The organism is Deltaproteobacteria bacterium, assembly GCA_009929795.1.
Taxonomy (GTDB): domain Bacteria; phylum Desulfobacterota; class Desulfovibrionia; order Desulfovibrionales; family Desulfomicrobiaceae; genus RZZR01.
Map to the genome: position 1 here is coordinate 1 of RZZR01000058.1, position 16,160 is coordinate 16,160.

Genomic DNA, 16,160 nt, shown 5'->3' on the forward strand with positions numbered 1-16,160 from the left:
TGCCCTCAGGAATTCCGAGGCTTCTTGGTCGTATTGCTCCGCTTCGGGGACAAGTTCCTTTTTCACTTACATGAGAAGGCTAGTCAACGACCGTCGTTTCGGACCACCTTTTAGCCTGCGAACCCTGTTGGGCAATCCCCGATAATTTTATAATCTTGCCCAACAGATATACCTCCCGGCTATTGATTTGAAGAATCGTGTAAAAAGCGGACACGCAACCCCAGAACCAAACTGGCTTTCCCAACTCGGTCAGTTGTCGCTGGTGTTATCGTCCAGCTGGTTGGGGGTTAGGTTTCAACTCCAGTATTTTTTCTGGTCGGGATTCCGGCCAGAGCCAGGTGGCGATAAATACTTGGCACGCTCAGGCCAGAGACTTGGCTGGCTTTGGTCACGTCATGATCGCAGACCTCCATCAGGTGCCGGAAATAGGCTTGGTCGCGCATGGCCTTGTATGTCGAATAGGCGAGAACGGGCCCGCTTTCTTTGGGAGCGGATGTATTGGAAGCGGGTTTGCGTTTGCCCCGGTCCAGGGAGGACATGCGGACATGGCTGGGCAGGTGCTTGGGGTACAGTACGGGATCCTGCCCAGCAGCGATCACCGCCGCTTCCATGACATTGCCGAGTTCGCGTACGTTGCCCGGCCAGGGGTACGCGGTCAGGATGGCGGTCAGTTGTTTGGAGAGTTTTTTGGGTGGCAGGGCGTAGTGGCGGCATGAGCCCTTGGTAAAATGAGACGCGAGGTGGATCAGATCGTTGCCACGCTCGCGCAGGGGAGGCAGGGAGATCTCGAGGGTGCGCAGGCGGAAAAGCAGGTCGCTGCGGAAGGTTCCGGCCCTGACCATGGCCTCCAGATCGCGATTGGTGGCGGCCACAAGGCGGAAGTCGCTGTTCTGCTCGCGCCCGGCTCCCACTGACCGGAAACGGCGTTCCTGAAGCACGCGCAGGAAAGATTTCTGTAACGAGGCGGGCAATTCGCCGACCTCGTCCAGAAAAAGTGTTCCGCCGTCTGCCTCGGCCACAAGACCCTTGTGGTTGATGTGAGCACCGGTGAAGGCACCCTTGACGTGGCCGTAGAGGATGCTTTCCATCAGACTTTCGGTCAGGTTCGAGCAGTCCACCACCACAAAGGGAGCACCCTTGCGCGGGCTGTTGGCGTGGATGGCGTGGGCGGCTAGTTCCTTGCCTACTCCGGTTTCACCAAGAAGCAGGACGCTGGCCTCGCTGCCCGCCGCCCGGGCGAGGAGTTGTTTGGCCCGCTCCATAGTCGGATCGTCGCCGATGATGCCGCAGGTATCGAAGACTGGCCGGGGCACGGCAGTGGCGCACCGGTTCTTCCGATAGCCCAGGGCACCGTTCAGAGAGGCTCGGATGCCGGCCGGGGATGCGGGTTTTCTGATGTAGTCCCATGCTCCGCTGGCCAGAGTCTCTTGCGCCCCGAAGCTGTCGAGCTGTCCCGTGAGGACAATGATCTCCGGCTGGCCCGGGGTGGCCGCCAGGTCGTTGATGGCCTTGTGGCCATCCCCGTCGGGTAGGTGGAGGTCGAGGTAGATGACATCGACTCCAGTTTCCGCCAGAGCGATGCCTGATGCCAGGTTTTCGGCCATTGCAACCTCGTGGCCCATGTCCTCGAAGCATCGGAAAAGGCTACTACGGATGAGTTCGTCGTCGTCGATTACGAGAATTTTGGCCATGGCAGTTTCCTACGCACAGAATTGTCTGATTTTTTCCACCAGTACTCTGGGTGACATGGGTTTCATGACAAACCCGGCCACTCCTGCTCCGGATGCCTGGGCCTCAAGCTTCGGCTCCACATGGCCCGTGCAGATGACGATCCTTGCCCGGCTGTCGTGGTCGAGGATGCGAGTCGCCAGCTCCAGGCCGGTCATATCGGGCATGGACTGGTCAGTGAGCACCAAATCATATTGCCCCCTGGCGTGGAAATATTCCTTGAGTCCCTCTTGTCCGCTGTCAGCCGTGAAGACTTCATAGCCCGCGTCGCGCAGCACCCGCTGCATGGCCTGGAGCGCGCCGTGATCGTCGTCCACCAGCAGGATGCGGCCTGTAGTCCGAGACGCCTGTCGCGGTTCCTCGACGGTTGGGCTGGCCGCAGGTGCGGCACAGGGCAAATAGACAGTGAACACCGTGCCCGAACCTGACACACTGTCCACGTGGATGGACCCGCCGTTGCAACTGGTGATGGCATGGACCACGGCCAGTCCCATGCCGGTGCCGCCGCTGTTCTTTTTGCTGGTGTAGAAGGGCTCGAAGATGCGCTCCATAGCCTCGGACTCAATGCCGCATCCCGTGTCGGCTACCTTCAGCACCACATGGCTGCCCAGCCTAAGCCCTAGGTGCGGAGCGTCCTTTTGCGACGAAAGATGCAGATTGGTGATGGAAACGGACAAGGTACCACCATCGGGCATGGCCTGCACCGCGTTGCGGCAGAGATTGAGCAGCAGTTGCTGGATCTGCGAGGGGTTTGCCATGACGCAATCCTGGTCCGCCGAGGAGTTCACGGTCAGCTTAATATGCCCGGGCAGCGAGGCCTGGAGCAGGGCCAGATTCTCCCGGGCCAGCGGGGTCAGGTGAAGCGGCGAGCGCGATACGTCCTGCTGGCGGCTGTACTCCAGCACCTGTTCCACCAGTTCGGCGGCCTTGTAGGCGGCACGCAGCGCTTCGGCCAACGGCGAGACCATGGCCGTGTCCGTTGATTTGCCCAACACATGGTCGATATTGAAGATTATCGGCACAAGGTTGTTATTGAGGTCGTGGGCGATGCCGCCTGCCAGTACGCCTATGGCTCGCATCTTCTGGGCCTGGAAAAGCTCTCTCTCCACTCGCTTCAACTCGGTTATGTCCACGCCCAATTCCATAACTAGGGGTTCGCCGCTCTCGTCCTCAAAGGGATAGTCGTAGATGTGGAAGGTCCGGCCATCGTTGTCCGTGAACTGCCAGTCAACCGGTTTGCCGGTCGCAAAGACCGTGAAAGTCGGGCATTGCGGACAGGGGGTGCTGCGTCCTCCGAACACCTCGTAGCATCGCTTTCCCTCGGTATGGCCGTAAAATGTGATGGTCTTCTTGTTGGCATATGCAACGGTGTAGTCGAGCCGCTGCATGTACACGAAGACAGGTAAGTCGTCGATTACGTCGAAGAAGAGTTTGCGCCCGCGCGCACGCAACAGATCCGATTTTCGGCGCGCCATGCGCTCAGCGCGCAGGGCGTCCTCAAGCCACGCCACATCCTGCCCGGACCCCAGATCGACGATGACCATCTCTTGCTGGCCGAGAGGGATCAATCGGCAGCTCAGGCCGCGCACACCGTCCGCTGTCGTGTCATTCCAATGGAACCGGCACTCCTCCCCGCTTTGGCGGACCTCTTTGAGTTCGGCGTCGAGCGCGGTCATGAGCGATACCGGAAGCCCGAGTCGTTCCGGAACCGATCCTGTCGGCGTTGCAACAGGGCTTCTACTCAATTGAGCTATCAGCCTGCCAAAGGCTTGGTTGGCTTGGACCACGACGTTGTCGCGGTCCAGCGTGGCGAGGGCGCACGGACTGTGTTCGGCGTAACGCTGGAAAAATGAGGTCATGAACACACCTCGATACCTCGAAAAAAATAACATTTTTATACATACATAAAAGAATCATATTTTGCCTTTATCTCAGCAATTGTTCAACTCCAGCGATTTATGGCATAATATATTGTTATAACTAATATTATTTTTAAAACTGAGCGGTTGAGACGATTCTCATGTTTAAAAAAATAATTATTAAAAATGATAATTTGCTCATTGATTTCCTTGGTATGTCCGCGACGGTCTTTCGATAATTATTTTCAACATACTAATTTATAAAGAATACGTATCATTCATGGCGAAATGGCATGCCAATTGTAAATGTCAATAAAATTTCATTTATGAAAACAAAAGAAAAAATAACCATTGAAATTGGTATCAGAATTGCCAAAAAGAGGAAGTCACGCCAATGAGTCTGCCCAAAACACCATCCATTGACAGCATCGAGAAGCAAATCAGGGATCATGACATTCATTTTGTCCGTTTCGAGCAGTCCGACCTGCACGGCGTTTCCCGGAGCAAGACCGTGCCGGTGGGCTTCTTTATGGACTATCTGAAGAACGGGCTCAATTTTTACGGCGGCCTACTGGGGCTGGACATCCAGTCCATGGTGCCCACGGGCACGGGCTATGCCGAGGAAGTGTCCTTTGAGGACCATTGTACCGTGCCGGACCTGTCCACCTTCACCGTGCTGCCGTGGGTGCCCAACACGGCCAACATCACTGTGGACCCCTATTGGTACGATGGTCGGCCTGCCATGGCTTCGCCTCGTCTGCTGCTCAAAAGGATTCTCAGCGAATTCGACGCCATGGGCTATATCTGTCGTCTTGGATACGAGTTCGAGTTCTATGTGCTCGACCGCGAGACCCGCAAGCCCGTGTACGGGGGCCAGCCCATCTTCGTGACCCTCAAGAACAACTTCGACATCGACTACACCTACGACCTGATGCGCAAGATGGACCAGGCCGGGGTGCGCATCATCACCCAGAACTCCGAACACGGTCCGGGGCAGCAGGAAATCAACCTGCACTACCAGGACGGTCTGGCCGCAGCGGACACCGCCTTTCTCTACAAGATGGGAGCCAAGGAAATATCCCTCCAGCACGGGTACATCGCCACCTGGCTGACCAAGCCGTTCATCGATTCCAGCGCGTCCGGCTCTCACTTCCATGTCAGTCTCATCGACAAGAAGACCGGAAAGAACGCCTTCAACGACCCGGAAGGCGAATTCGGCCTTTCCCCGCTGGCGCGTAACTTCCTGGCGGGCATGCTCAAGCACGCCCGGGCCAATTCCGTGTTCACCGCGCCGACCATCAATTGCTACAAGCGCTATCGCGTCAACTCCTTTGCCCCGCACAGCGCCACCTGGGGCATGGAGAACCGGACCGTGGGCATCCGCCTCAAGGGGTGTCGCGGTGAAAGCACCCATTTCGAAAACCGCCTGGCCTGCGGCGGAACCAACCCCTACCTGCTGGCCTTGAGCACCCTGGCCGCCGGGCTTGAGGGCATCCGCTCGGCCCCCGATTTGCCCTCCCCGGTGCTGGGCATCGCCTACGAGCGCGAGGATCTGCCGAGGCTCCCCTTCACCCTGGACGAGGCCATCGAGGCCTTTGAGCAGGACACCGAACTGCATTCGGTCCTGGACCCCGAGTTCATCAAGCTGGTCCTGGCCGTGAAGAAGTACGAGGTGGAAACCGCCAGGGGGCAGTTCAAGGACTACGGAACCCCGGAATTCAACAACCGGGTTGATCCCTGGGAATGGGACTACTTCCTGGAACTGATCTAGGCCTGAAGCACTTTCACTCATCAGCGCGCAGCTTTCAGGAGAAGACATGTCCATCGCAATACCGGTCGTGGAACTGGCCGGAACACCATACGAGATAGGGCTTGGGCACGGCAGGGCCATGAAGGAACTGATCGTGTCGCTGACAACGTCCATCACCAGGGTGCATCAGCAAAACAACGCCCTGCTCAGGGTCGATCGCGAGTCCCTGGTCCTCTTTTGCATGAAGAACCTCGGGCAGCTCCAGAAGTTTTCGCCCGAGCTGGTGCTTGAGATGCGCGGCATCGCCGATGGCGCGGGCATCCCTTTCGAGGATGTGCTGTACCTAAACTGCTTTCTCGAACTGGAGGAGCTGCGGGCGCCGGAGCTTGGCGCGCGTCTGCTGCCCGACTCCCTGTGGGGATGCACCACCTTCAACGTGACCGGCCAGTCCGGGCTCGGAGGCCGGGCCTTCATCGGCCAGACCTACGACATGGAGAAGTTCTACGAGCCGTATCTCTGCCTGCTGCGGATCACCCCGCAGGAGGGGCCGGCTATGCTGGTGATCACCTTTGCCGGCATGCTCGGCGTCTGTGGCATGAACGCCCGGGGCCTGGGGGCGGTCATCAACAAGGTGGCGGCCACCGACGCCCGCCACGGGGTTATCTATCCGATTGTCATGCGCAAGGCGCTGGGTGCCGAGCGCGTGGGGGACGCCCTGGGGGCTATGATCTTCTCCCAGCGCGCCTCGGGCATCACCTACCAGTTGGCCGGGCAGGGCGTGGCCTTTTGCGTCGAGACCTCGGCCACGCGCTACCAGCTACTCCCCATCGACGGAGCTATCGCCCATACCAACCACTTCGTGGGCGACGAGATGCGCCGGTTCGAGACGGCCAACTGGCTCAGCCACGGCGGCTCCATGGTCCGCAAGCAGGTGGCCGACGCCTTCCTGGCGCGCCATCGGGGGAGTTTGGAATTCGAAAAGCTCAAGGAATTGACCTGCGATCACACCAACCACCCGCGCTGCATCTGCGCCCACGGCTTTCCCGGCGAGGCGGAGACCACCGCCTTTCACACCGTGTTCGGGGTGGTCATGGAGCCCGGGGCCGGAGTCATGGATCTGTGTCCAGGAAACCCCTGCGAAAACGGATATGTACGCCTCTCTTTGTAGGCGGCCATGTTGTTTCGGAATAGTGGATTGATATATTTGGATAAATCTATACCAGCCGAGGTGAATCGTGAAAATCGGGAATGAATCTGTTGAAGGTGCGTTGAAGGAGTTTGATGCTGGTGGCATGTCCCGCCGGGATTTTCTCAGGAAGATGTCCATCCTGGGCATCTCTGCCGTGGTGGCCAATGCCGTGGCTGTCTCGCCCCTTGGTGCGCTCAATGCCTACGCGGCCATCAAGGGTGCCGAGGACCGCGCCTGGGAGCTGGCCAAGGCGGCGGCCGCCAAGGCCGAGAAAAAGACACTGACCCTGCTCATCCCCACCGGCTCCATCGGCAACATGACCCCGTACGTGGACAAGTGGAAGAACGAGCTTGGCATCACCCTGGAATTCATTGAGGAGCCCGACGAGGTCGTCCACACCAAGGGCATGCAGGAGGCCGTGGCCAAGACCGGCCGCTACGACGTGATGATGCCCACGGCCATGTCCTACCCGGATTGGATCGACTCCGGCGTCATCTACGATCTGACCGAATGGACCGAAAAGTACGATCCCGAGCTTTTCAACAAGGATTGGGGCGTGGTCTTCCCGGCCAGCCATCATGCCCAGCTCTACAACGGGCGCGTGGCGGGCCTGCTCAACGACGGTGACCAGATCACGCTGCTGTGCCGCGACGACAAGCTCAAGGACCCGGCCAAGGTCAAGGCCTTTGAGGACAAGTTCGGCCGCAAGCTCGCCGTGCCCGACACCTGGGCCGAGTACCGCGACCTGGCCGAATTCATGCACGACCCGGCAAACGGATTTTACGGCAGCCTCGAATACCGTTCGCCCTACTATGTCAAGTGGATGTTCATGCAGCGCCTCGTGTCCAAGGGCGTACTCTACTTCGACGGCGACATGAATCCAACCTTCAACTCCGACGAGGGCGTCCAGGTACTCGAAGAGATGCTGGCCATGAACCAGTTCCTGCATCCCGACGCCTTCAGCTTCACCTGGTCCTCCAACTACAACGCCTTTGGCCGGGGCGAAGGCTTTATGAACATCGTCTGGCCGTCGGGCTTCAAGTATTCCAAGGCCCCGTCCACCGGCCCGGCCACCACCGGCAAGATCGCGGCCACGGTCATGCCCGCCGACTTCACCAAGGACGGCACCAAGGTATACGCGGGCCTGTTCTGCTGGGGCTACGGCTACGCTGTCTCCAAATACTCCGCCAACCCGGAGCTGGCCTACGCCTACGCCCAGTGGATGACCTCGCCCACCATCTCGGCCGACGCCATTCCCTACCTGGGCGGCTACTCCGATCCCTACCGCGTCAACCACATGCTCGCGCCCACCCAGCGGCTGATCGACACCTACTCCCCGGAGTACCTCAAGACCCTGTACGACAACATGGTCAACACCGTTCCCGACTTCTGTCTGCCCGGTGGATTCGAGTATCAGGACGCCCTGGACAAGCAGGTGCACGCATGCATGACCGGCGCCAAGAAGCCCAAGGACGCCCTGGCGGCCGCAGCCCAATCCTTTGAGCGCATCACCCGCCGCATCGGCAAGGACAAGGTACGCAAATCCTGGCTTTCCCTGGCCAAGAACTTGGCCGAACCCATCAGGAAGGCCAGCGGTGCGGACAAGTGGAGCTAACCGGTTGACAATCCGCTGCCGTCACCGGCCGAGCGGCCGGTGACGGCAGCATGAACCCCGCAAAGGATCACATGCTCAATATGCCAACAACCAAGCCGCTCCGCAACAAGCCGAGCGGTCTCAGCAACAGCGCCATTGCCCGGATGTTCACCCTGCCCGGGCAGGTGGTCTCCGTGTTGGTCCTGGTGGTGCCCCTCATGGTGGCCCTGTACATGAGCTTCACCGACTGGTCTCCGACGCGCGGGTCACTCTTCGATGCCGGGTTCGTCGGGTTTGAAAATTATAGCGAACTGCTCGTCTGGGACACGCGCTTTCTCTTCGCCGTGCTGCGCACCGTTCTCATCTCCGTGGTCTGCCTGAGTCTCGAATTCGTCCTCGGGCTGGGCCTTGCCGTGCTTTTCTTGCGTCGGTTCAGGGGAAAATCGCTGCTCTTTTCCGCCTTTCTCACGCCCATGATGATTCTGCCCGTGGTCGTGGGGTATATTTTCTGGATGCTCTTCCAGTCCAACGGCCCCATCAACCAGATGATCGAGTTCGTCTTCGGGGCCGAAGCCACGGTAGAGTGGTTCCGCAGTTCCACGGCGGCCATCATCGCCGTGATCGTCACCGAAGTATGGCACTGGACGCCGCTCTTCTTCCTTATTTTGCTCTCGGGCCTCAACGCCGTGCCCGAGAACCCGGTCAGGGCCGCGGTCATCCTGGGTGCCAACCCCCGCCAGGTGTTCTGGCGGGTGATCATGCCCACCCTCAAGCCGGTGATCATCGTGGCCTTCGTCATCCGGTCCATGGAGATCATCAAGCTCTTTGACGAGGTCTTCATGCTCACCCGCGGCGGCCCGGGATCAGCCACCGAGACCATCAGTCTCTACATCTACAAGCTGGCCTTCAACGACTTTCAGTTGGCGTACGGGGCGGCCGCCGCATTCATCGTGCTCGTCGGTTCCCTGCTGCTGGTTCACCTTCTGCTCGCCCCGGTGCGGGACCAACTCCTGGAGACCGAACGCTGATGCACGACAAGAATCTCTCCCCGCTGCAAGCGGTCATTTTGATGCTGGCCCTGGCCATAGTCCTCTTCCCGGTCTTCTGGATTCTGATGACGGCCATCAAACCGCCCACGGACTGGAACGCCTCGCCCGCCATCTGGATTCCCACGGAGCCGACCCTGGTCAACTTCCAGACCCTGTTCGATCCCGAGGCCCTGGGCAAATACGGCGTGGGCGGTGTCAGCCAGCCTGCCACCAAGGCCGTACTCGGCTCGCTCATGGCCACCATCGTGGCCACGGCCTTGTCCGTGACCATCGGCCTCTTCTCGGCCATCGGCATCTCGCGCTACAGCAGCGGCGGCAAGGCAACGCCCCTGATCATCCTCTCGGGGCGGATGTTTCCGCCAGCTGCCATCGCCGTGCCGTTTGTCATTATTTTTTCAAATGTCGGGCTCATCGACAGCTATGCCGGACTCATCGCCATCTACGTGGCCGTGACCTTGCCGTTCTCCACCTGGATGCTCAAGAGCTTCGTGGACGACCTTCCCCGGGAGATCGAGGAGGCGGCCATGATCGACGGCCGCTCCAAGCTCATGGCCCATCTGACAGTGACCATCCCGCTGATCAAGGGCGGGTTGTTCGCCACGACCATGTTCATCTTCATCCTAAACTGGTCGGAGTTCATGTTCGCCCTGGTGCTCTCCTATACCGACGTCAGCACCATCCCGGTACAACTGGCCAAGTATGTGACGGCCACGGCGGGCACCCTGTATGGCGTCCAGGCCGCCCTGGCCGTCCTGGCCATGATTCCGCTGGTCGTAGTGGGGTATCTCATCCAGTCGCATCTCGCCCGCGGCATGACCTTTGGAGCGATCAAGCAATGAGCAAGCCAAAACTCGAACTGGTCTCTCTACACAAGGAATACGACAACGGCTCGGTCATCGCGGTGGAGGACATCGACCTGCGTGTCGAGGCCGGGGAGACCGTGGCCTTGCTCGGTTCGTCCGGCTGCGGAAAGTCCACGACCCTGAACATGATCGTGGGCCTTGAGTCGCCCACTTCCGGTGACATCCAGATCGACGGCAAGTCCGTGGTTGCCGTGCCGGCCGGCAAGCGCAACGTGGGGCTCGTGTTTCAGGACTATGCAGTCTTCACATCCATGACCGTGCGCAAGAATCTCGCCTTTGGCCTAGAGGTGCGCGGCAAGTATGTGCTGGAGATCAACCGGGCGGTGGAGGCGGTGGCCGAACTGCTCGGCATGTCCGACAAACTGGAGGCCAAGGCCAAGGATTTGGGCGGTTCCGAATTGCAGCGGGTGGCCATCGGTCGGACCCTGGTCACCAAGCCCTCCATCCTGCTTCTGGACGAGCCCCTCTCCAACCTGGAGACTTCGGCCCGGCTGGCCATGCGCAAGGAACTGCGCCGGCTCCAGAGTGAAATCGGCCTGACCATCATCTATGTCACCCACGACCAGGTGGAGGCGCTCTCCCTGGCCGACCGCATCGCAGTCATGAACGCGGGCCGGATTCTTCAGATAGAGAAGGCCTCCACCATCTGCGCCAGGCCGGGGCACACATTCGTAGCCGGGTTCCTTGGCTCGCCGCCCATGAATCTGGTCCGGGGGAAGTTCGAGGAGAGCGGCGGCGAAGTGTTCTTCCGGCGCGGCGATTTTTCCCTGTCCCTCGGGGCAGGCGCGACTGTTCCGGAGGGCTACTTCACCTTGGGCATGCGTGCGGAGTCCATTCGTCTCGCCTCGGGTGCGGACGTCAGGTTCACCGGGCGGGTCATAATGCTTGAGCCGCGTGGCTCTGAGGCGGTGCTGACCGTGGACGTGGGCAAGAAGATGCTCAAGGTCGTGGTGCCGCCCCATGCCCGGCTGGCAGAGGGTGAAGTGGTTGGTCTGAATGTGGATCAGGAGTCCCTGCATTTCTTTGATGGCGATAGCAACCGCGCAACGAGCCTCGAATTTGCCGGGAGGATTTTTTGATGAACGATGCGGCTATGAACCGGCAACGCCACACCCTGTGCTTGGATGGTGTCAGCAAGCGTTTTCGAGCCACAAAGGCCCTTGACGAGGTCAGCTTCAAAGTGCCCGAGGGCTCACTGACGGTCATCCTTGGCTCTGCTGGGGCCGGCAAGACCACCACGCTGCGTCTCATCGCCGGGCTCGACAAACCCGACGCGGGGCGCATTGAGCTTGCGGGCAGCGATGTGGCCGGGTGGGAGCCCAAGGACCGCAACGTGGCCATGATTTTCGACAACTTGGCCCTGTATCCGGACAAGACCGGGTTCGACAATATCGCCAGTCCTCTGGTCATCCGGGGAGAGAATAGGGAGGTCATCAAGGGGCGGGTAGGCGAGATGGCCCGGACCCTCCAGATCACCCACATCATGAAACGGCTTCCCAAGACCATGAGCGGCGGCGAGCGTCAGCGAGTGGCACTGGGTCGAGCCCTTATCCGCACCCCGAACTTGTTTCTGCTCGACGAGCCGCTGTCGAGTCTGGACGCCAAGCTGCGCATTGAGCTGCGGGCCGAGCTGCGGCGCATGCAGCGTGAGCACGGCCATACCTTCCTGCTGGCCACGCCGGACTTCCACGAGGCCATGGGCATCGCTGACACTATCGTCATGCTTCGCGAGGGGCGGGTGGTTCAGATCGAAACGCCTCAGACCATGTACGACCAGCCCGCCGACCGGGAGGTGGCCGAGTTCATCGGCGCGCCCCGGATCAACCTGGTAGCGGCCAGTCATGATCCCGATACGGCCAGCCTACGCTTTGCCGGGGCGTGCGTGGATCTTCCGGTCCATCTGCGCAGGCTGCTTGGGCTTGCCTCGGCCGAGTTCGAGCTTGGAATTCGACCCGAGCATCTCCGGTTGGCCGACCCGGACAGTGCGTCCATTCGGGCCGAGCTGATCGATGTTGAGTCACTGGGACCTCGCTCGGTGATCACGGTGCGCAATGAGGCGGCGGAACTGCGCCTGCTGGTGGACAGCCTGGACACCGTTTCCCTCGAACTGCACAGTCCCGTTGGCGTCGAGCTGGCCCATGCCGCGAGGTTCCTCGCCTTTGATCCCGCCACAGGCAGGCGCATGCGCCCGGATGCGTAGCCCCAGAAGGCATGGCTTCGACCATCCTCCATCGAGAACACGATGATCAATATATTCATCACCTATCGCTGCAACCTTGCCTGCCGTTACTGCTTTGCCCGGGAGTTGATCGACGAATACCCGCAGGACATGGACGAGGTCCGGTTCGACACACTGCTCAGTTGGATGCGCAAAACCGCGCTCCCTGCCGCCGCCTTCATCGGCGGTGAGCCGACCCTGCACCCGGATCTGGCGGACATGATCGAGCGCACCACAGATGCCGGGATAGCACCAGTGCTTTTCACCAACGGCCTCTTCCGGCCCGGTCTGGCGGAACGACTTGCACCTTTGGTCTCCAACTTCGTGGTCAACTACAACGATCCGTCGCTGTACACCCCGGTCCAGCGCAATACCCTGCGCGCCACCCTGTCGCGGCTGCACGATTTGGGTGCACGGATCACTTTTTCCAAGAATTTTTCTCACGAGTGCTGTGAGTTCGAGTATCTGCTCAGTGGGTGCGAGGAGTATGGTGTGTCCTCGGTGCGGTATGACATCTCGCGGCCGAGCGCCAGCGCTGCCAATGATCACTTCACCAATGCCGAAATGGCTGGTATAATCTCGCACATCGTTCGTTTCGTGAAGGGATGCGAGGAGAGGGGCATCCGCACCGGCCTAGATTGCAGCGTCAGACTGTGCGACCTCAGGGTGGAGGATCGCAGCTATCTCGAGCGCGTGTCCATGAAGTTTACCGGCGTATGCCACCCGTCCATCGACGTGCACCCGGATCTGTCTGCCTCTTACTGCCTACCCATGAGTGACATTCGCGTGGCGGACGTGACCGCCTATCCCAACCGGGACGCACTGATGTGGCATTTTGCCGAGCTGGTGCGGCCAGTTCGTCAAGCCAGCGTCTCGGGCGAATGTTTTGATTGCCGGGATTTTATGCGGAGGTGCCAAGGCGGGTGCATGGCCCTCAATCGCTCGCAGTGCGACCGTCCCGATAGTCCAGCCTGTGCCCCCAACCTACCGGAGATCAAATGAAAACGAGCACGCAGCGGATCATCACGACCTGCACGCGGGACTGCCCCAATGCCTGCGGGTTGGTAGCCACGGTGGATGGCGGAAGGCTTATCAGGCTCGTTGGCGACCCGGACCACCCCCTAACCAGGGGAGTAGCCTGCCATAAGACGGCCAAGTATATTGATCGGGTATACAGCCCTGAACGTATCACCCACCCCATGATGCGCAGACAGGGCCGTTGGGAGCGGGCTACCTGGGACGAGGTCCTCGACCTCATCGCCGACCGGATACGCCGTATCGTGGAGGAGTCTGGACCTGAGGCCATTCTTTACTATCAAGGATATGGCGAGCGCACCGCGCTCAAGCTGCTCCACAGATATTTTTTCAATATGCTCGGCGGAGTGACGACCCTGCGGGGTTCGCTGTGCGGCGGGGCAGGGCAGGGGGCGCAAAATCTTGATTTCGGCGAGAGGGTGTCCCATGATCCCCTCGATCATCGCAACAGCCGCTCCATGGTGCTGTGGGCGAGGAACCCGGCCTCCACCAATATCTGCCTCGTGCCCATCATCCGCGATATCAGGAAGCGCGGCGGCTCGGTCATCGTCATCGACCCTGCGGGCACCAGATCTGCCGCCCTGGCCGATCACCACATCAGACCCAGGCCCGGCTATGACGGCTACTTGGCCATGGCTGCGGCCAAGCTCATCCTCTCGGCCGGGGGCGAGGACCGGGAATTTATCAATCACTTTAGCGAGGGTTATGAACGGTTCCGGGCCATTCTGGACCGTCATGGCGTGGCCGAGTTGTGCGCCATGGCCGGGGTGAGCACCACGGACGCCGTGATCCTGGCCAATACCCTCATGGCACAGAAGCCCACCTCCGTCCTGCTCGGCTGGGGGCTGCACCGCTATGAGAACGCCCATTACCTGATCCGAGCCGTGGATGCCCTTGGGGCTATAAGCGGCAACATCGGCGTGCCCGGAGGCGGCGTCAGCCAGGGTTTCGAGGAATACGGACCATTCGACCGGCACTACTGGGGCGACACCCTCAACCCGCCGCGCCGGACCCTGCTCATCGCCAGGGTGGGCGAGGAAATCCTCAACGCCGTGGACCCGAAAATCCGAATGATCTTCGTCACGGCGGCCAATCCGCTGTGCATGGCCCCCAACACGGCCAAGGTGGCCGAGGCCTTCGACAGCGCCGAGTTCGTGGTCTACTCCGGCCATTTCATGGACGACACGGCGGATCATGCCCAGGTTTTCCTGCCTGCTACGACCTTTCTGGAGGAGGACGACGTCACGGCCAGCTACGGCCACAACTATGTCGGGCCGGTCAACCGGGTCATCGAGCCGGTGGGCGAGTGCCGCTCCGAGTATCGCATGTTTCACGGGCTGGCGGCCCGGTTTCCCTTTGCGGATCGGTTCCGGCGGAACGAGGACGAGTGGCTGCGCGACCTGTGCGCGCCCATATGGGCTATGGGCTGCGATCTGCCCGCCCTGCGGCGCGGTGCATTCAGGCTTGATGCGCCCATGGTCCCCTACGCGGACCGGACATTCCCCACCCCCTCAGGCAAATTCCGCTTCATGACCGAATTCGAGCCCGGCGAGTTGCCGCGGCACGACCCGGAATATCCGTACCGCCTGCTGACCATCGCGCCCCATGGCTTCATCTGCTCGGAGCGGACCATGGCCGACCACGAGCCCCTCCCGATCATCATCCTCAACGCGCAGGAGGCCGCAAACAACGGGTTGCGCGACAACGACCCCGTGCTCGTGACCAGCCCTGTTGGCCGGGTCCGGGCCAAGCTTCAGGTGGACTTGGATCAGCGCCCTGACGTGGCCGTGACCGAGCGCGGCGGTTGGACCAAGGCGGGCCACGGGCTCAATCTGCTTACTCGGGATATGGTCAGCGCTGTGGGTCAGGGCACTCCCTTTTACGAAACGGCGGTGGCCATCACCCCTTGCCCGCAGGAGGGGGGCATGGGTGCGCGAGTTTTGGTGGTGCGGCATAGTCCCCATGCTCCAGGCGGGGTGTTTTGCAAAGAGTTGGAGCGGCTGGGCGCGATGCTGACCACAGTCAGTCCCCTCGAGGGCGATGCCCTGCCGCAGAGTCCGGACAACTATGAAGGGCTGGTGGTTCTTGGTGGCCCGCAGCACGCCTTTGACGACAAGGCCTCGCCGCATTTTGTGCCGCTGATGCGTCTGATGCGCGAGTTCGATGCAGCTGGCAGGCCTGTGGCGGGCATCTGCCTTGGGTGCCAGCTACTGGCCAGGGCTTACGGCGGCAAAACGTGGACCATGGACGGTCTCGAATTCGGCTTCATCACCCATCGGGTGACCAAAGCTGGCATGGCCGACCGCGTCATCGGCAGTGCCCTGCCGCTGCCGCCCCTGATGGAGTTTCACGAGGATTCCTTTGACCTGCCTGAAGGAGCTGAACTGCTTGTGATCGGAGACTTCTGCGCCAACCAGTGCTTTCGCATCGGTAACAATGCCTATGGATTCCAGTTTCACCTGGAGGTGGACTCGCGAATCGCGGACTATTGGATCACGGGCTTTCGTAATGGGGAGTTTGGCAATTACGCCGGGTATGTGGGGCAGTTTGGCGATGAGTTCTTCGTGGCTGTTCGTCAGCGACTGCCGGTTCTGGTGGCCGAGTCAGAGGCATGGTGTCGCAAGGTGGCTGCGGCCTGGGCAGCTGCCCTGTAATCACTGTGGGCCAATGAAGGTCTTTGCTGATAAAATGCACAAATCACTATGCATTCGTTGGGTCAATCTCGGTGAGTAATGGGAGGCCAATTAGTCGACCCTGAAAAATGCCGTTTTTCACCTACACTGCCACGCGCAACGAATTTTGATGTGAACCATGTCTGACTCGGCCAGAGAAAAAAAAGGCCAAAAAAAGGGCCATGGCCCTGATCAGTTTCCTG

The 16,160-nt window shown here is 60.4% G+C and carries 11 protein-coding genes; 9 read left to right on the top strand and 2 right to left on the bottom strand.

Features of this window, described 5'->3' with window-relative positions; translation table 11 throughout:
* Positions 1-287: 287 nt before the first annotated feature.
* Both EOM25_07960 and EOM25_07965 read right to left on the bottom strand, forming a co-directional pair.
* Complete coding sequence (locus tag EOM25_07960; protein NCC25121.1) at positions 288-1,691, bottom strand: sigma-54-dependent Fis family transcriptional regulator; 1,404 nt, start codon at positions 1,689-1,691, stop codon at positions 288-290.
* Between the two features lie 9 nt (positions 1,692-1,700).
* Positions 1,701-3,620 carry a PAS domain-containing hybrid sensor histidine kinase/response regulator gene (locus EOM25_07965; protein NCC25122.1) on the bottom strand — a complete coding sequence of 640 codons (1,920 nt, stop codon included), beginning with the start codon at positions 3,618-3,620 and terminating at the stop codon, positions 1,701-1,703.
* Positions 3,621-3,981: 361 nt separating this feature from the next.
* On the opposite strand from EOM25_07965, the gene EOM25_07970 reads away from it, so the two are divergent.
* The 9 genes from EOM25_07970 (at position 3,982) to EOM25_08010 (ending at position 15,939) form a co-directional block, all read left to right on the top strand.
* Entirely contained in the window at positions 3,982-5,358 is a 1,377-nt protein-coding gene (locus tag EOM25_07970; protein NCC25123.1) for a glutamine synthetase, read from the top strand.
* Positions 5,359-5,404: 46 nt separating this feature from the next.
* Positions 5,405-6,505, top strand: a complete 1,101-nt coding sequence (locus EOM25_07975) for an acyl-CoA--6-aminopenicillanic acid acyl-transferase (protein NCC25124.1) — start codon at positions 5,405-5,407, stop codon at positions 6,503-6,505.
* 124 nt (positions 6,506-6,629) lie between these two features.
* Positions 6,630-8,141 carry an extracellular solute-binding protein gene (locus EOM25_07980; GenBank protein NCC25125.1) on the top strand — a complete coding sequence of 504 codons (1,512 nt, stop codon included), beginning with the start codon at positions 6,630-6,632 and terminating at the stop codon, positions 8,139-8,141.
* A gap of 80 nt (positions 8,142-8,221) precedes the next feature.
* A complete protein-coding gene (locus EOM25_07985) occupies positions 8,222-9,148 on the top strand; it encodes a sugar ABC transporter permease (GenBank protein NCC25126.1) in 927 nt (308 codons plus the stop codon).
* Positions 9,148-10,008, top strand: a complete 861-nt coding sequence (locus EOM25_07990) for a carbohydrate ABC transporter permease (GenBank protein NCC25127.1) — start codon at positions 9,148-9,150, stop codon at positions 10,006-10,008. The genes EOM25_07985 and EOM25_07990 overlap by 1 nt, the downstream gene beginning before the upstream one ends.
* Positions 10,005-11,111, top strand: a complete 1,107-nt coding sequence (locus EOM25_07995) for an ABC transporter ATP-binding protein (GenBank protein NCC25128.1) — start codon at positions 10,005-10,007, stop codon at positions 11,109-11,111. Before EOM25_07990 ends, EOM25_07995 begins: the two co-directional genes overlap by 4 nt.
* A complete protein-coding gene (locus tag EOM25_08000) occupies positions 11,111-12,232 on the top strand; it encodes an ABC transporter ATP-binding protein (GenBank protein ID NCC25129.1) in 1,122 nt (373 codons plus the stop codon). Before EOM25_07995 ends, EOM25_08000 begins: the two co-directional genes overlap by 1 nt.
* Positions 12,233-12,274: 42 nt before the next feature.
* Complete coding sequence (locus EOM25_08005) at positions 12,275-13,252, top strand: radical SAM protein (GenBank protein ID NCC25130.1); 978 nt, start codon at positions 12,275-12,277, stop codon at positions 13,250-13,252.
* Complete coding sequence (locus EOM25_08010; protein ID NCC25131.1) at positions 13,249-15,939, top strand: molybdopterin oxidoreductase; 2,691 nt, start codon at positions 13,249-13,251, stop codon at positions 15,937-15,939. The genes EOM25_08005 and EOM25_08010 overlap by 4 nt, the downstream gene beginning before the upstream one ends.
* The last annotated feature ends 221 nt before the right edge of the window (positions 15,940-16,160 follow it).

Coding starts and splice junctions, on each gene's coding strand:
- EOM25_07960 (NCC25121.1), bottom strand. CDS start 1,691: ATGGCCAAAATTCTCGTAATCGACGACGACGAACTCATCCGTAGTAGC.
- EOM25_07965 (NCC25122.1), bottom strand. CDS start 3,620: ATGTTATTTTTTTCGAGGTATCGAGGTGTGTTCATGACCTCATTTTTC.
- EOM25_07970 (NCC25123.1), top strand. CDS start 3,982: ATGAGTCTGCCCAAAACACCATCCATTGACAGCATCGAGAAGCAAATC.
- EOM25_07975 (NCC25124.1), top strand. CDS start 5,405: ATGTCCATCGCAATACCGGTCGTGGAACTGGCCGGAACACCATACGAG.
- EOM25_07980 (NCC25125.1), top strand. CDS start 6,630: ATGTCCCGCCGGGATTTTCTCAGGAAGATGTCCATCCTGGGCATCTCT.
- EOM25_07985 (NCC25126.1), top strand. CDS start 8,222: ATGCCAACAACCAAGCCGCTCCGCAACAAGCCGAGCGGTCTCAGCAAC.
- EOM25_07990 (NCC25127.1), top strand. CDS start 9,148: ATGCACGACAAGAATCTCTCCCCGCTGCAAGCGGTCATTTTGATGCTG.
- EOM25_07995 (NCC25128.1), top strand. CDS start 10,005: ATGAGCAAGCCAAAACTCGAACTGGTCTCTCTACACAAGGAATACGAC.
- EOM25_08000 (NCC25129.1), top strand. CDS start 11,111: ATGAACGATGCGGCTATGAACCGGCAACGCCACACCCTGTGCTTGGAT.
- EOM25_08005 (NCC25130.1), top strand. CDS start 12,275: ATGATCAATATATTCATCACCTATCGCTGCAACCTTGCCTGCCGTTAC.
- EOM25_08010 (NCC25131.1), top strand. CDS start 13,249: ATGAAAACGAGCACGCAGCGGATCATCACGACCTGCACGCGGGACTGC.